General features: G+C 42.5%; 14 protein-coding genes and 1 other annotated feature. Of the genes, 12 read left to right on the top strand and 2 right to left on the bottom strand.

The window, feature by feature from the left end; translation table 11 throughout:
* The first annotated feature begins 40 nt into the window (after positions 1-40).
* The 3 genes from AC0VZ9_RS20340 (at position 41) to AC0VZ9_RS20330 (ending at position 3,066) form a co-directional block, all read left to right on the top strand.
* Positions 41-1,033 (top strand): aromatic acid exporter family protein, encoded by a 993-nt coding sequence (locus tag AC0VZ9_RS20340; RefSeq protein ID WP_217026205.1) that lies wholly within the window; start codon positions 41-43, stop codon positions 1,031-1,033.
* Between the two features lie 21 nt (positions 1,034-1,054).
* Positions 1,055-1,576 carry a L,D-transpeptidase gene (locus tag AC0VZ9_RS20335; protein WP_009332867.1) on the top strand — a complete coding sequence of 174 codons (522 nt, stop codon included), beginning with the start codon at positions 1,055-1,057 and terminating at the stop codon, positions 1,574-1,576.
* 131 nt (positions 1,577-1,707) lie between these two features.
* Positions 1,708-3,066, top strand: a complete 1,359-nt coding sequence (locus tag AC0VZ9_RS20330; RefSeq protein WP_284521487.1) for an IS1182 family transposase — start codon at positions 1,708-1,710, stop codon at positions 3,064-3,066.
* 301 nt (positions 3,067-3,367) lie between these two features.
* On the opposite strand, the gene prli42 is transcribed toward AC0VZ9_RS20330, so the two are convergent.
* Positions 3,368-3,463, bottom strand: coding sequence for a stressosome-associated protein Prli42 (prli42, locus tag AC0VZ9_RS20325; RefSeq protein ID WP_019380208.1), 96 nt, complete (start codon positions 3,461-3,463; stop codon positions 3,368-3,370).
* 179 nt (positions 3,464-3,642) lie between these two features.
* On the opposite strand from prli42, the gene mce reads away from it, so the two are divergent.
* From mce to gndA, 6 genes are all read left to right on the top strand, one after another.
* Positions 3,643-4,053 carry a methylmalonyl-CoA epimerase gene (gene mce, locus AC0VZ9_RS20320; protein WP_009332866.1) on the top strand — a complete coding sequence of 137 codons (411 nt, stop codon included), beginning with the start codon at positions 3,643-3,645 and terminating at the stop codon, positions 4,051-4,053.
* Between the two features lie 3 nt (positions 4,054-4,056).
* Positions 4,057-5,607 (top strand): acyl-CoA carboxylase subunit beta, encoded by a 1,551-nt coding sequence (locus AC0VZ9_RS20315; RefSeq protein WP_009332865.1) that lies wholly within the window; start codon positions 4,057-4,059, stop codon positions 5,605-5,607.
* A gap of 77 nt (positions 5,608-5,684) precedes the next feature.
* On the top strand, positions 5,685-6,797 hold the full coding sequence (locus AC0VZ9_RS20310; protein WP_009332864.1) for a tripeptidase T: 1,113 nt from the start codon (positions 5,685-5,687) through the stop codon (positions 6,795-6,797).
* Positions 6,798-6,934: 137 nt separating this feature from the next.
* Complete coding sequence (locus AC0VZ9_RS20305; RefSeq protein ID WP_009332863.1) at positions 6,935-7,411, top strand: chemotaxis protein CheW; 477 nt, start codon at positions 6,935-6,937, stop codon at positions 7,409-7,411.
* Between the two features lie 121 nt (positions 7,412-7,532).
* Positions 7,533-8,825 (top strand): DNA polymerase IV, encoded by a 1,293-nt coding sequence (locus AC0VZ9_RS20300; RefSeq protein WP_034296531.1) that lies wholly within the window; start codon positions 7,533-7,535, stop codon positions 8,823-8,825.
* Positions 8,826-8,996: 171 nt separating this feature from the next.
* Positions 8,997-10,406 (top strand): NADP-dependent phosphogluconate dehydrogenase, encoded by a 1,410-nt coding sequence (gene gndA, locus AC0VZ9_RS20295; protein ID WP_475396667.1) that lies wholly within the window; start codon positions 8,997-8,999, stop codon positions 10,404-10,406.
* 111 nt (positions 10,407-10,517) lie between these two features.
* Here the strand turns inward: gndA and zwf are convergent, their stop codons facing one another.
* Positions 10,518-12,020, bottom strand: a complete 1,503-nt coding sequence (zwf, locus tag AC0VZ9_RS20290; protein WP_019380210.1) for a glucose-6-phosphate dehydrogenase — start codon at positions 12,018-12,020, stop codon at positions 10,518-10,520.
* 331 nt (positions 12,021-12,351) lie between these two features.
* Between zwf and rnz the strand changes: the two genes are divergently transcribed.
* The 3 genes from rnz to AC0VZ9_RS20275 all read left to right on the top strand — a co-directional run bounded on the left by rnz (position 12,352) and on the right by AC0VZ9_RS20275 (position 15,620).
* Positions 12,352-13,290 (top strand): ribonuclease Z, encoded by a 939-nt coding sequence (gene rnz, locus AC0VZ9_RS20285; protein ID WP_009332859.1) that lies wholly within the window; start codon positions 12,352-12,354, stop codon positions 13,288-13,290.
* The gene (locus tag AC0VZ9_RS20280) at positions 13,291-13,836 is read left to right on the top strand and encodes a histidine phosphatase family protein (RefSeq protein WP_009332858.1); all 546 of its coding nucleotides are present in this window, start codon (positions 13,291-13,293) and stop codon (positions 13,834-13,836) included. It abuts the gene before it with no gap.
* An 87-nt stretch (positions 13,837-13,923) separates the two neighbouring features.
* Positions 13,924-14,139 (top strand) — a binding site (T-box leader).
* 143 nt (positions 14,140-14,282) lie between these two features.
* Complete coding sequence (locus tag AC0VZ9_RS20275; RefSeq protein WP_009332857.1) at positions 14,283-15,620, top strand: sodium-dependent transporter; 1,338 nt, start codon at positions 14,283-14,285, stop codon at positions 15,618-15,620.
* The last annotated feature ends 17 nt before the right edge of the window (positions 15,621-15,637 follow it).

The following is a 15,637-nucleotide window of genomic DNA, read 5'->3' as shown; positions in this document are numbered from 1 at the left end:
AAATTTAGGTGCGGGCAAATGAATATAGGAGTTTGACTATATGAAATACAGAATTGGCTACCGGACAATCAAGACTGCCGTGGGGACTTCCATTAGCATCATGATTGCACAGATGCTGCAGCTTGACAATTTTGTCTCTGCAGGAATATTGACTATTTTATGCATAAAAGTAACGAAGAAAAAATCTCTGCGAGCTTCATGGGACCGTTTTTTTGCATGCTTAATGGCAATGGTGTTTTCTTCCTTGTTCTTTGAGGGGATTGCCTATCATCCGCTTGTAATAGGACTGCTGCTTTTGTTTTTTATTCCCGCAGCTGTCATGTTAAGGGCCAGCGATGGTATTGTGACAAGCTCCGTTATTATTCTGCATATTTATTCAGCAGGGGAAGTTTCAAAGGAACTCCTGCTGAATGAGCTGGGCATTATTACTGTCGGAATTGGTGTGGCGCTCATCGCAAACCTCTATATGCCAAGTCTGGAATCGAAGCTTAAGGAGTATAGGCTCGAGATAGAAGATAACTTTAAGATTATCTTTGATGAAATCGTGAAGTATTTGCGTACACATGAAAGCAGCTGGGATGGCAGAGAAATCACTGAAACGATGGAATTAATCGATAAGGCTAAAACATTGGCCTTCAGAGATGTCGAAAACCACTTCCGAAGGAATGATAACTTATATTATCACTATTTTAAAATGAGGGAAAAGCAATTCGAGATTATTGAGCGTGTTCTTCCAAGCGTAACGTCCCTAGCCCTGCCTGTTGAACAGGGGGAGATGATTGCTGATTTTATTGAGGAGCTATCGGACCACATTCATCCAGGGAATACGGCCATTCAATTTCTGGATAAATTATACAGAATGAGAGTTTCCTTTGAAAATATGGAGCTCCCCAAGACAAGAGAGGAATTTGAGGCACGGGCTGCGCTGCTTCACTTTGTAAAAGAAATGGAACAGTATTTAATTATAAAAAGCTCTTTTAAAGGATTAAAGGATAGGGAAATGAATCAAGACCGGACAGCAGAAGCAAACTAAGGAAAAGGAATTGGAGCGTGAATGATCATGCTGAAGTTTGCTGCAGCGGCCATCATGTTTTTTTCATTTTCCCCAATCTGGCCATTGGGACCCAACCCGCTGCCCGGAGATCCATTTTTAATTGTCAATAAACAGACAAATGAAGTCGCGTTTATTCATGATCATAAAGTACAAAGTGTAATCACAGCTGCAACCGGGAAAACCGATGATCTTACACCTGAAGGGATGTTCACTGTCACTGTTAAGGCAGCTAATCCTTATTACAGGAAAAAGGATATTAAGGGCGGTGACCCACGTAATCCACTCGGGACTAGATGGATTGGATTTGACGCAGAGGATACAGATGGAAGGATTTATGGCATTCACGGTACGAACGACCCTGCATCCATCGGCAGGTACGTCTCAAATGGATGCATTAGATTGCAGAATGAAGCAGTCGAGTCGTTATATGAATCTGTACCGGTTGGTACGAAAATTTTAGTTGTCAGCTCCCCAAAAAATTTTGATGAACTTGGAAGAGAGTACGGGGCAATAAAAAAATGATCCTTTGAAATAATAATTAGCTGCATCTGAATGGATGCAGTCAGACTGTCGACAAACTCGATGAAAATCGTGCTTGTCTGCAGTCTTTTTTATTTTAAAATAGAAGTAATACAATGCTTGAGGTGATTTAAATGCTTTCAAAACATAATCCAATTCAACGGGATCAAATTGAAATGGTTGCTTTAGACGAACTTGTACCGGCGGACCATTTGGTCCGCAAAATTGAAGCGGCGATTAATTTCTCATTCATCTATGACTTGGTAAAAGATAAGTATTCAGAAAAAGGCCGCCCAAGTATTGACCCTGTAATATTAATTAAACTCACATTTATTCAATATACCTTCGGTATTCGCTCCATGCGTCAAACAATTGAAGAATTGAAAACGAATATGGCTTATCGATGGTTTTTAGGATATGGCTTTCACGATAAAGTTCCTCACTTCTCAACTTTCGGTAAGAATTATGAGCGCCGATTTAAAGACACCGATCTCTTTGAACAAATATTTTACCGAATCTTAAAAACCGCAGCTGAAAAGAATTTAATTAGTGCTGAACACGTTTTTGTAGATTCTACTCATGTAAAAGCGAGTGCAAATAAACGCAAATTTGAAAAGAAAGTTGTTCGAAAAGAAACCCGTGCTTATCAAGAACGCCTTCAAGAGGAGATTAACCAAGACCGCGAGGATCATGGAAAAAAGCCGTTTCCACCAGATAAGTTTGATAAAGAAGAATACAAAGAAATCAAGGAAAGTACAACAGATCCAGAGAGTGGCTACTATGTAAAAGATGAGCGTACAAAACAGTTCGCTTATTCTTTCCATGCGGCCGCAGACCGCAACGGCTTCGTGTTAGGCGCAATTGTAACCCCTGGTAACACGCATGATAGTCATATTTTAGAGCCATTGGTAGAACAAGTTATTGAGAAAGTTAGTAAACCAAAAGCTGTTGCGGCAGACGCAGCCTATAAAACACCTGCTATCACGAGCTACTTATTGAAAAACGACATCACACCTGCTTTACCTTACACACGACCTCGCACAAAAGAGGGTTTCTTCAGAAAACATGAGTATGTTTATGATGAGCATTTTGACTGTTACATTTGCCCAACTGGTGAGATATTAAAATATACTACAACTACAAAGGAAGGGTATCGTCAATATAAATCAGATCCTCGAATTTGTGCTGGATGCCCTTTCTTGTCTCAATGCACACAGAGTCAAGCACATCAAAAACTGATTCAACGTCATGTGTGGGAGGAACATGTGGAAGAAGCAGATCATCTTCGCCACCATCAAGACGTCAAACCGATCTATGAAAAACGCAAAGAAACAATTGAACGAGTATTCGCAGATGCAAAAGAAAAGCATGGCATGCGTTGGACAACCCTCAGGGGACTTAAAAAAATGTCGATGCAGGCGATGCTTACTTTCGCTGCCATGAATTTGAAGAAAATGGCCACCTGGACTTGGCAAGGTCCAGAAATGGCCTAAATGATAACCTCGGAGAGGTCTGCAATTCTCTGTAATTACTTGAAGTCCTACAAAAAATGAAAAAAAGAGTTCGGAATGAGACTTTTCCGAACTCTTTTTGTCTACAAACTGGCTGCATCTGAATGGATGCAGTTTTTTTATGCATTGCAGAGCGTTTAAGAAGTAAAATAAAATGGTATGCATGTTAGGTAAATTGAGAATATGCTGAATAAAAAATAGAACATAAGAAAAATTCATGCCAGAAAAAAAAGCTGCCCGGAATTGCCCTCCGCAGCAGCTGAAAAAGTCTACATAATTTCTGTTATAAAAACATCGACATCCCCATAATGAGGGTAGATGCGAGCATTGCAAATATCATTAAATAAACAATCACTTTTGTCATTTTCTTATTTGACATTCTATTCCTCCTCGTTCCAATTCTTACTATTATTTTACTAAGAATCTTCAAATTGAACAACCGCTCAATTTTTAAAAGGATTTTCGACATTTTTAACGAATATTTAAATAATAGACCCAAAATATGCCCGCATTCTGCGGGAAATTGATAAATTCCGACATCCATGAGGAGGAAAACATATGATCAAGAAGGTGGACCATATAGGTATCGCTGTCAGGTCTCTTGATGAAGCGCTTCCATTTTATATTGAAGTGCTTCAGCTTGAATTTCTCGGAATTGAGGAAGTGGACAGCCAAGGAGTAAAGGTTGCTTTTATTAAAGCAGGGGAAACGAAACTTGAGCTGCTTGAGCCGACAAGTGAAGAAAGTCCAATTGCCAAGTTTATAGAGAAGCGAGGCGAAGGTCTTCATCATGTAGCATTAGGTGTTGACAGTATACAGGAACGCATTAATCAAATGAAGGAACAGGGCATCAGGATGCTGCAGAATGAACCGAAGATTGGTGCTGGCGGTGCCCAGGTAGCCTTTATGCACCCGAAATCAACAGGTGGCATATTATATGAATTTTGTGAAAAGAAAGGATTGAAATAAAGCATGGCAGACATCTATGAGAAAATAAATGAGTTATACGACCGCCGCAGGGAAGTCGAACTTGGCGGAGGGGATGAGCGTATACAAAAACAGCATGAAAAAGGGAAGCTGACTGCCCGTGAACGAATCGATTTATTAGTTGACCCGGGCACATTCGTTGAGCTGAATCCATTTATTGAGCACCGCAGCACGGATTTTGGATTGGAAAACCAAAAAGGCCCTGGCGATGGTGTTGTAACTGGCTATGGTAAAGTCAACGGACGTCCTATCTTCTTATTTTCCCAGGACTTTACTGTTTTTGGCGGCGCCCTGGGGGAAATGCATGCAAAAAAAATTGCTAATGTAATGGATTTGGCAGCTGAAAATGGGGCTCCATTTGTAGGCTTGAATGATTCCGGCGGTGCCAGAATTCAGGAAGGTGTTGTTTCCCTTGATGGGTACGGCCATATTTTCTACCGGAATTCCATTTATTCAGGAGTGATTCCGCAGATCTCTGTCATTATGGGGCCATGTGCAGGCGGAGCGGTTTATTCTCCAGCGATCACGGATTTTGTCTTCATGGTGGAAAAGACGAGCCAGATGTTCATAACTGGCCCAAAAGTAATCGAAACGGTTACTGGGGAAAAAATTTCACCGGAGGATTTGGGCGGTGCCCGTGTGCATAACACAATCAGCGGAAACGCACACTTTAGAGGCGAGTCCGAAGAGGAAGTTATTGAGCAGGTACGAAGTCTGTTAAGCTACCTTCCGCAGAATAATGAGGAAAAACCGCCAATGTCAGAACGGGATGAGGACGATGATTACCGTCCGGATCTCACAGACGCCATTCCTTTTGATGCCCTTCGTCCATATGACGTCCGAAAAGTCATTGAACAGGTAGTGGATAAAGATACTTTTATGGAGGTACAGCGTGACTTTGCTAAAAATATTGTAGTCGGGCTTGCCCGAATCAAGGGTGAGACGGTGGGACTTGTCTGCAATCAGCCGAAGGTAATGGCAGGAGGCCTTGATATTGATTCTTCCGATAAGGCTTCAAGGTTTATCCGGTTCTGTGATTCCTTTAATATTCCCCTTATTACATTTGAGGACGTTACAGGCTTTTTCCCAGGTGTTAAACAGGAGCATGGCGGGATCATACGGCATGGCGCAAAGATTCTTTATGCTTACTCAGAAGCAACAGTGCCAAAGCTTACTGTAATTTTAAGAAAAGCATTCGGAGGAGCCTACGTTGCCCTGAACAGTAAATCTATTGGCGCAGATCTTGTATTTGCATGGCCGAATGCGGAAGTAGCTGTAATGGGTCCTCAAGGTGCAGCCAACATTATTTTTGCAAGGGAAATCCAGAATAGTGAAGATCCTGAGGCTACCAGGGCACAAAAAATCGAGGAGTACAGAGAAAAGTTCGCCAATCCATATGTGGCAGCAAGCCGAGGCATGGTGGATGATGTCATCGATCCGCGAGAAACCAGAATCAAGATCATTCAGGCGCTTGAAATGCTGCGAAATAAAAAAGAAAGCAGGCCTCATAAAAAGCATGGAAATATCCCGCTATAATGGATTCCTGATTTGCTGTGCCAAAATATTGGAGTTATACTTGCTTAGTAAGCTTAAATTTGGAGGTTTGTACATAAATGATTAATGAGGAACGGTTATTAAACGAATTTCTGGAACTGGTGCAAATTGATTCTGAAACAAAGTATGAAGCTCAAATTGCAAAAGTGCTGAAGAAAAAATTCAGGGATCTTGGGGTTGAGGTATATGAAGACGATACAACTGCACAGACCGGACACGGTGCAGGCAACCTCATCTGCACTCTTCAGGGAACCAAAGAAGGAACAGATATAATCTATTTCACTTCCCACATGGATACGGTTGTTCCTGGAAAAGGTATTAAACCTTCCATCAAGGACGGCTATGTTGTAACCGATGGAACAACGATCCTGGGTGCCGACGACAAAGCAGGACTTGCCGTTATGCTTGAAGTTGTTAAAGTCCTGAAAGAGCAGAATATTGCTCATGGAACTATCCAGTTCATTATCACAGTTGGGGAAGAATCCGGACTGGTCGGAGCGAAGGTACTCGACCCTTCACTTGTTAAAGCGAAGTTTGGCTACGCACTGGACAGTGACGGCAAAGTCGGAAATATTATCGTTGCCGCCCCGACACAAGCGAAAGTTAAGGCTGCTATTCTAGGGAAAACAGCACATGCCGGTGTAGCCCCTGAGAAAGGCATTTCGGCTATCACTATGGCAGCGAAAGCGATCTCAAGAATGCCTCTGGGCCGCATTGATGAAGAAACAACGGCTAACATTGGCCGTTTTGAAGGCGGACAGCAGACGAATATCGTGTGTGACCATGTTGATATTTTAGCAGAAGCACGTTCATTAATTCCTGAAAAGATGGAACAGCAGGTTGCTAAAATGAAAGAAGCTTTTGAAAGTGCTGCTGAAGAAATGGGGGGCAAAGCTGAAGTGGATGTTCAGGTTATGTACCCTGGCTTTAAATTTGGCGAAGGCGACCATGTCGTTGAAGTGGCCCGAAAAGCGGCTGAAAAGATTGGCCGAAGCTCCGAGCTTCTTCACAGTGGCGGCGGAAGTGATGCGAACGTTATTGCCGGTTTAGGCATACCAACAGTCAACCTTGCTGTTGGCTACGAAGAAATTCATACAACCAATGAGCGCATGCCTATTGAAGAATTAAATAAACTGGCTGAAATGGTCATTGCCATTATCGAAGAAGTCTAAAGTCTAAGCTTAAAGAAAGGGAACCCGAAGCGGTTCTCTTTTTTATATCACTTAATTCTATTAGATCCTCTCTAGTTAGAAAATAATGCCTATGGTATATTAGTTCTATACATAAGAGTTTCCGGGGAGGAAATGGAATGACTGAAAATAATAAAGCTGTCGTTTTCCGGGCAGGAAATGAGGAATATGCCACACCCATTCCCTTTGTTATATCCATTGAGAAAATGGAAGGCATAACACCGATCCCTCATTTGCCCAGTTATGTAAGAGGAATTGTCAAAGTCAGAGGAGAGCTAATTCCTGTTGTTGATTTTGAAGAAATTCTTTACAGCCGGGCACTGTCCGATAGCGGTTCGGCAAGGATGATCGTGCTGCAGACAGAAGAGCTATCATTTGCAGTGCTGGTGACTGAAGCCAAGGAAATTTTAGATATTCCAGCAGACTGCCTGAAACAGCCAGGTTTGATTGCCTATCAAAAAACCAATTATTTTACAGGGGTAGCCAATATCGATCATAGGCTGATTACTATAATCGACCCTGCAAATCTGGTGGAATCTCTGGAAGGAATAAGGGAAATAAAAGAGTATATGAAAACACAGAAAACAACAGCATAGCGGGCGAATTCAAAAACAGAGGAGCAAGATTCTCTGTTTTTGCTTTTATAATCCTCATAATAAAAGAAAAGAAGAATATCTGCTAAAATAGAAGTGAATGATTTTACAGGGAAGTGCCGGCATGAAGCAAATGTATCCGAAAAACGGGAGAGTTATCCTCCATGTTGATATGAATAGTTTTTATGCTTCGGTTGAGATGGCTTATGATCCCACATTAAAGGGCAAGCCTTTAGCGATCGCAGGCAATCCGGAGGAGAGGCGCGGAATAATCGTGACTTGCAGCTATGAGGCAAGGAGCTTCGGGGTAAAAACCACCATGCCTCTGTGGGAGGCTAAAAAGCTCTGTCCCCAGCTGATTATTATGAAGCCAAATTTTGAGAGATATCGTGCAGCTTCTATGGGAATGTTTGATATATTGCACGAATATTCCACTCTTGTTGAACCTGTATCCATTGATGAAGGATATGTGGACATTACAGACAGCTATGAGTTTGGGAGCCCAATAGAAATTGCTGAGACGATACAGAAGCAGATTTTCCAGCAGCTCGATTTGCCCTGCAGCATCGGTGTTGCTCCCAACAAATTTCTAGCCAAGATGGCTTCTGACATGAAAAAACCAATGGGGATTACAGTTCTTAGAAAAAGAGATGTACCCCATATTTTATGGCCGATGCAAGTGGAAGAAATGCACGGAGTCGGCAAGAAGACCGGGGAAAAGCTGAGAAATCTGAACATCGCCACAATCGGTGAATTGGCAAAAGCGGATGAAATTGTATTAAAAGCAGCCCTAGGGATCAATGGCCCGAGACTGAAACAAAAAGCCAATGGCCAAGATCTTAGGAAAGTTGATCCGGAATCGGCATCCGAATTTAAAAGTGTAGGAAATTCCACCACACTGCCAAGGGATGTTTCGAATCAAAGAGAGCTGCTTCAAGTATTTGAAAAATTGTCTTCACAGGTTTCTTCCAGACTGAAAAGAAAAAAGGTAATGGCGGTTTCTCTGGGGATTACCATTAGGTATAAGGATAGAAAGACCATTACCAGAAGCCGCAAACTGAAGAATCCTATTCAGCAGGATGAAGAAATTTATCGAATGGCAAAGGAGCTTTTTATAAAACATTGGAATGGAAACGCTGTACGGCTGCTGGGCATTACAGGAACAGACCTTGTCGAACCCGATCAGGCAGTTAAACAGCTGGATTTATTCAGTTTTGAAAAAGATGCTAAAAAAGAGCCGTTATTTCAGACAATGGACCTTTTGCGAAAGAAATATGGGGCTAAAATAATTGACAATGCAGGTGCACTTTCGGAAATGAAATTGCCCCGCCCCAAAATCGGCACTGATACCAGCTTTAATAAAGACTTTTTGCAGAGCAGGCCAGGGAAGGGCAGTAAAAAAGATGATATTTCATGAGTTTTTCAGGCGGCTATAAGCTAAACTAAGACAGGAAAGTTGAATAAGAATAGGAATCTTGCTAAAGTAAAGTGGATTCTTTTATTGGATGATGTTCAAATAATCTTAATAAAGATCTTCTTTTTGAACAAGCAATTACACGCTTAAAGGCTGGAAGGGAAGTAATAAAAGATGACGAAATCACAGTTTGGTGTTATCGGCTTAGCCGTAATGGGCAAAAATCTTGCCATGAATATTGAAAGCAGAGGCTACTCTGTATCCGTTTTTAACCGGTCACGCGAAAAAACGGATGAGATGCTTAAGGAAGTCGAAGGAAAAAATTTTAAAGGTACATATACAATTGAGGAGTTTGTTGATTCCCTGGAAAAACCGCGCAAAATCATGCTTATGGTTAAAGCAGGCGGCCCGACAGATGCGACCATTGAGCAGCTAAAGCCTTTATTGGATAAAGGGGATATTTTGATTGATGGCGGAAATACCTTCTTTGTGGACACACAGCGCCGCAATAAGGAATTAAGCGAGCTGGGCATACACTTCATCGGTACTGGTGTATCCGGCGGTGAAGAAGGCGCATTAAAAGGGCCTTCCATTATGCCTGGCGGCCAAAAAGAAGCCTACGAGCTGGTTGCCCCTATTTTTCAAGATATCGCGGCAAAGGTTAATGGCGAAGCATGCACAACATACATCGGTCCGGATGGGGCAGGCCATTATGTGAAAATGGTCCACAACGGCATTGAATACGGCGATATGCAGCTGATTTCCGAATCTTATTTTCTGTTGAAAAATGTGCTTGGTTTGACTGCTGAAGAGCTTCATGAAGTATTTGCCGATTGGAATAAAGGTGAGCTTGACAGCTATCTTATTGAAATCACCGCTGATATCTTCACGAAAAAAGATGATGAAACCGGCAAGCCGCTGGTAGATGTCATCCTAGACACAGCCGGCCAAAAGGGAACCGGCAAATGGACAAGCCAAAGTGCGCTGGATCTTGGCGTACCGCTTCCAATCATTACTGAATCCGTTTTTGCCCGATTCATCTCTGCCATGAAAGAAGAGCGTGTCAACGCAAGCAAAGTTCTTCGCGGGCCAGCTGCATCGGAATTCACCGGTGATAAAAAAGCCTTTATCGAAAGTGTCCGCAAAGCCCTTTACATGAGCAAAATCTGCTCATACGCACAAGGCTTTGCTCAAATGAGAGCAGCATCCGAAGAATATGGATGGGATCTTAAATACGGCGATATTGCGATGATTTTCCGCGGAGGATGCATTATCCGTGCCCAATTCCTGCAAAAAATTAAGGAAGCATATGACCGTGAGCCTGGTTTAAAGAACCTGCTTCTTGATCCGTATTTCAAGGAAATCGTGGAAAGCTACCAGGATGCTACCCGTGAAATCATCAGTACGGCTGTGAAGAACGGCATCCCTGTACCATGCTTCTCTGCGGCACTGTCCTATTATGACAGCTACCGCACTGAAACTTTGCCTGCAAACCTTCTTCAGGCACAGCGTGATTACTTTGGCGCACACACCTATCAGCGTACAGATAAAGAAGGCATCTTCCATACAAATTGGATGGAGTAATATAAAAAAACAGCGTTCAAAAGGCGCTGTTTTTTTTGTAATTGCAGGAAGCCGGATCATGGTATCCCCTAAACGAACCCCCCTGCCGCGGCAGGGGGGTTCGAAAATTATTTAACACTGTTCAACATCAAGGTCTGTTACAGGCCACCAGAAGAAACCGTCTTTTTCAAGCATCTGGTCTGCTTCTTTTGGACCCATTGAACCGGATTCATAGTTAGGGAAGCCTGCTTCTTTTGTGTTTTCCCATACGTCGGAAATTTTGTCGACAAAGCTCCAGGAAAGGGCCACTTCATCCCAATGGGTAAAGTTGGTTGCATCTCCGCGCATGCAATCATATAAAAGCCTTTCATAAGCTTCAGGCGTATTCATGTCATCGATGCCTTTGTTGGCAAAATTTAATTTTACCGGTGTGGCTTCCATGTTTTGTCCTGATTTTTGGGCATTCAAATATAGAGTAATGCCTTCTTCAGGCTGAATATGGATGACCAGCAGGTTCGGATTTAACGTTTGCTCAGTCTGATAGTATAAGTTCATCGGAATATCCTTGAACTGGATAACAATTTTCGTTGATTTTGCAGCCATTCTTTTTCCAGTACGAATGTAGATTGGTACACCTGCCCAGCGGAAATTGTCAATCATCAGCTTGCCAGCTACAAAAGTTTCGGTGTTTGATTGTTCATCCACCATCGGCTCTTCATTGTATGCAGGGACTTCCTGTCCGTTTAATTGGCCTTTTCCGTACTGGCCGCGGACAAAGTATTCTTTCACCTGGTCCCCTTCAAGCGGACGCATGGCTCTTAATACCTTCACTTTTTCGGATCTGATTTCATCTGTTGTCAGGCGGATTGGCGGCTCCATTGCCAGGAGGGCAACCATTTGCAGCATATGGTTTTGAACCATATCACGAAGGGCGCCGCTTTTTTCATAGTAACGGCCGCGTTCTTCTACACCCAGTACTTCGCTTGATGTAACCTGGATATTTGAGATGTAGCGATTGTTCCATAAAGGTTCGAAAATGGCATTGGCAAAACGGATAACTTCAATATTTTGTACCATATCTTTCCCTAAGTAGTGGTCAATCCGGTAAATTTCATTTTCTGAAAAAGCTTTTCGAATTTGCTTATTAAGCTGTTTCGCTGATTCCAAATCATGACCAAAAGGCTTTTCAATGACAAGGCGCTTAAAGCCATCCACATCCGTCAGTCCATCTGCTTTTAAATGCTCTGCAATGGTACCGAAAAATTCAGGGGCCATGGCAAGGTAAAAAATGCGGTTGCCTTCAAGGGAATAATGAGCATCCAATTTTTCAGCCACACTCTTTAATGCCAAATAGGAGCCTGAATCCGTTACATCGTGCGAATGATAGTAAAAATGAGAAATAAAATCTTCAAGTTCTCCGTTATCTTTAATAGCTGACTCAACAGAGGCTTTGACACTTGCCTGAAACTCTTCATTCGAGAGCGGCCTTCTGGCGATCCCGACTACCGCGAAACGTTCAGACAGCCTGCCTTTTTTGTACAAGCGGTAAAGTGAGGGAAACAATTTTCTTTTAGCCAAATCCCCCGTTGCCCCAAATATCATTATTAATGCGGTCGGTTTTTCGTTTGATTTCACGATTCTAGAACCTCTTTTCGAAAATATTTCTGTATGTAAGGCTGGACTGGCATTTGCCCGCCCGCAGCTTGAATAAAAGCTGTTATATTGCATTCGCAAAAAACGTCTGTACAAGTATAAAATTGTATCTGTTTAAAGCTATTTTCGCAAATATTAAGTTTGCCTTTTTAACATAGTTTCTTTCTAAAGGCCAGGAACTATCCTGTTAAATAAAACAAAAAACAATTGATTTAAATATTCCGCAGTTGCTGTGGTATATTGTTTATATTCGAACTGGCAAGCTCTGACAGATTTTTTTATCCTGACTGCTGGAAAGGAGGTTGTTTTTTCAATGGATGTTTTTTTCTTGGGAACGGGTGCAGGAATTCCAGCTAAACTGAGGAATGTATCTTCGATGGCTTTAAAGCTCCTGGATGAAAGAGGGAGCATTTGGCTTTTTGACTGTGGGGAGGCTACCCAGCATCAAATACTGCATACAAGCATTAAACCGAGGAGAATTGAAAAAATCTTTATTACACATCTGCATGGAGATCATATCTATGGTCTGCCCGGATTGCTCTCCAGCCGCTCTTTTCAGGGCGGTGATACTGAGGTGACTCTCTACGGGCCAAAAGGGCTGAAAGAATATATTGAAGTCTCGCTCTCTGTCAGCGGTACATACCTTAAATACCCTTTGAAAGTTGCTGAAATCAGTGATGGCACTATATTGGATGAAAAAGACTTTAAGGTGGAAGCGCGCTTGCTCGAGCACGGGATTCCTTCATATGGCTACCGGGTTACTGAAAAGGACCGTCCGGGAACATTGCTCGCGGATAAACTTGCAGAAGCGGGAATTAAGCCGGGTCCGATATATAAGAAAATAAAAAATGGCGAAAACATAGAGCTTGAGAATGGGAGTATTCTGGAAGCAAAAAACTTTCTGGGCCCGGCTCAAAAGGGCAGAATCATCACGGTGCTGGGAGATACCAGGATTTGCGATGCGGCAATAGAATTAGCGGCTCATGCAGACCTATTAATTCATGAGGCAACCTTCTCACAGGGAGAAGAAAAGCTTGCACACGATTATTTCCATTCGACAACCCGGCAGGCTGCCAAAGTCGCGCGTGAGGCGAATGCAAGGAAGCTTTGTCTGAATCATATCAGTTCACGATATGAACGCCAGGATTGGGAACAGCTTGTGAAGGAATCGCAGACAATTTTCCCCAATACGGTAATTGCTGAGGACTTTAAAGAAATTCATATACCGCTTGATAAAGGAGAGGTGAATTAATTGAAAACTTTCTATGTCGTGCGCCATGCAAAGGCTGAGGGCCAGCCTTTCTCTGCCAGATTGACAGAAAGCGGAAGGGAACAGGCATTAAAATTAATTGATTTCTTTAAAGACAAGGAAATTAATCGCATCTATTCAAGCCCTTTTGTGCGGGCGATGGAAACTATCCGGCCGCTTGCACAGTCGAGAAACCTTGAGATTGTGGAGGAAAGCCGTTTGGGGGAAAGGGTGCTATCCTCCATTCTTTTTGATGATTGGCAGGAGAAGCTTAAGCAAAGCTTTTCCGATTTTGAACTGGTTTTCGAAGGGGGAGAATCCCATTCGTCAGGCATGGAACGAGCTGCTTCCCTGCTGGATGAATTAATCGCTTCCAGTGAAAATCATATCGTTCTGGTCAGTCATGGCAATTTATCCACTTTGCTGCTGCGCTATTTTGATGAAAATGCAGGCTTTGAGCATCTTATGAAGATGAGCAACCCGGATGTTTTCGAGATTAAGGCAGATAGTGAGGGTGCGGCATGGAGGCGGATTTGGAACGAAAAGTAATGTCTGGAAAAATTGAATTTTCAAATTTGGCATTGACGGTTTCCTGCAGGCATAATATAATCACACTTATACTTTAAAACATTATATTAAAAAGCTATGAAGAGACTCTATTAAGTCTTATCTCCCTGTTTATAGAGAGCCAGTGGATGGTGAAAACTGGCACAAAGATAAGATGAATTTCATCTTGGAGCTTATCTTTTCTGCTCTATAGCAGGAAAGACGGTTAATCCGTTATATTTCGAGTGGAAAGTCACATGCTTTCAAAAAGGGTGGTACCGCGTGAATCTGATTCGCGTCCCTTTTGAAGTATGTGGCTTTTTTGTTTTTTTGGGAAAGTTCTAAAAAATGGAAACCCAGCCGGTTTCTATTAAGAAAAGCTCCAGGCGCCAGCTTATCGCCGCCTGGAACCAGGCAGTATCTATATTGTAAATTATGGAGGTACAGGCATGCAGCAAAATGAGCAATGGTCATCGAAGATAGGATTTATTTTAGCCTCGGCCGGTTCGGCAATCGGACTTGGAGCTATCTGGAAGCTTCCGTATGTTACCGGGACAAGCGGTGGTGGAGCATTTATATTATTATTTCTGCTATTTTCACTATTAATTGGTTTTCCGCTTTTGCTGGCTGAGTTTGTGATCGGCCGCAGCACGGGGAAAGAGGCAATCTCGGCATACAAGGATATTGCTCCGGGAACTAAATGGCACTGGATTGGCTACCTTGGCGTATTTACCTGTTTTCTGCTTTTATCGTTTTATAGTGTAATAGGCGGGTGGATTCTGAAGTACATTGTATACGGGGTTACCGGTTCTATGAATGGAGCCGGCAATTATGAAGAGTTATTTGGCACATCCGTGTCAGACTCTGTGTCTGTTGTAGCGGCACAAGGGCTCTTTTTATTAATAACTGTTTTAGTGGTTGCTAAAGGTATCCAGAAGGGTATCGAGCAGGTCAGCAAAATTATGATGCCGGCTTTGTTCCTTTTATTTATTATCTTGATTGCACGATCCCTAACACTGGAAAATGCCATGGAAGGCGTCGCATTCTTCTTAAAGCCTGATTTTTCAAATCTGACGTCTGAAACCGTCCTTTATGCGATGGGTCAATCGTTTTTCTCTCTAAGTGTCGGGGTATCGGTTATGGTAACTTACAGCTCTTATCTATCTAAAAATGAAAATCTGATGCAGCCGGCCTTTTCCGTTGTCGGAATGAATTTGTTTATTTCTATTCTAGCTGGATTGGCTATTTTCCCGGCCGTTTTCTCACTGGGATTTGAGCCGGCTGCAGGTCCTGGTTTATTGTTCATTGTTCTGCCATCTGTTTTTGATCAGATTCTGTTCGGACGAGTGTTCTTGCTCTTATTCCTTGCACTGTTTCTATTTGCAACCTTAACTTCCGCTTTTTCAATGCTTGAGATAGTGGTGGCTGCTCTGACGAATAAGGAGGGAAGAGGCAGAATCCGTGCAGCCTGGCTGACAGGATTGGCAATCTTTATCGTAGGAGTCCCATCTGCACTTTCCTTCAGCAGCCTATCAGATATTTCAATTTTCGGCAAAACGATATTTGACAGTGCTGATTTTCTTGTCAGCAATGTATTAATGCCGGTAGGGGCGCTCTTCATTTCTATTTTTGTTTCATACAAAATGAAGAAGGATCTGCTGAGAAATGAATTGATTCAAGGTTCAAAATCGCTGAATGGAATCTTTTCCGCCTGGTATTTCCTTTTGCGTTATGTAGTGCCTTTGGTTATCATCATTGTATTCCTTGATTCACTGCAGATTATTTAATAGAAAAGGGATGGCGA

It is taken from the genome of Cytobacillus sp. QJM3NY_8 (assembly GCF_056173585.1).
Note: the sequence above shows the minus strand (reverse complement) of the source record. Positions and strands in the feature narration are given on the sequence as shown.

Excerpts from the sequence above, each read along its gene's own strand:
- AC0VZ9_RS20305 (WP_009332863.1), top strand. The coding sequence starts at position 6,935 with ATGACTGAAAATAATAAAGCTGTCGTTTTCCGGGCAGGAAATGAGGAA.
- AC0VZ9_RS20275 (WP_009332857.1), top strand. The coding sequence starts at position 14,283 with ATGCAGCAAAATGAGCAATGGTCATCGAAGATAGGATTTATTTTAGCC.
- AC0VZ9_RS20340 (WP_217026205.1), top strand. The coding sequence starts at position 41 with ATGAAATACAGAATTGGCTACCGGACAATCAAGACTGCCGTGGGGACT.
- AC0VZ9_RS20330 (WP_284521487.1), top strand. The coding sequence starts at position 1,708 with ATGCTTTCAAAACATAATCCAATTCAACGGGATCAAATTGAAATGGTT.
- gndA (WP_475396667.1), top strand. The coding sequence starts at position 8,997 with ATGACGAAATCACAGTTTGGTGTTATCGGCTTAGCCGTAATGGGCAAA.
- AC0VZ9_RS20300 (WP_034296531.1), top strand. The coding sequence starts at position 7,533 with ATGAAGCAAATGTATCCGAAAAACGGGAGAGTTATCCTCCATGTTGAT.
- prli42 (WP_019380208.1), bottom strand. The coding sequence starts at position 3,463 with ATGTCAAATAAGAAAATGACAAAAGTGATTGTTTATTTAATGATATTT.
- rnz (WP_009332859.1), top strand. The coding sequence starts at position 12,352 with ATGGATGTTTTTTTCTTGGGAACGGGTGCAGGAATTCCAGCTAAACTG.
- AC0VZ9_RS20335 (WP_009332867.1), top strand. The coding sequence starts at position 1,055 with ATGATCATGCTGAAGTTTGCTGCAGCGGCCATCATGTTTTTTTCATTT.
- AC0VZ9_RS20310 (WP_009332864.1), top strand. The coding sequence starts at position 5,685 with ATGATTAATGAGGAACGGTTATTAAACGAATTTCTGGAACTGGTGCAA.
- mce (WP_009332866.1), top strand. The coding sequence starts at position 3,643 with ATGATCAAGAAGGTGGACCATATAGGTATCGCTGTCAGGTCTCTTGAT.
- AC0VZ9_RS20315 (WP_009332865.1), top strand. The coding sequence starts at position 4,057 with ATGGCAGACATCTATGAGAAAATAAATGAGTTATACGACCGCCGCAGG.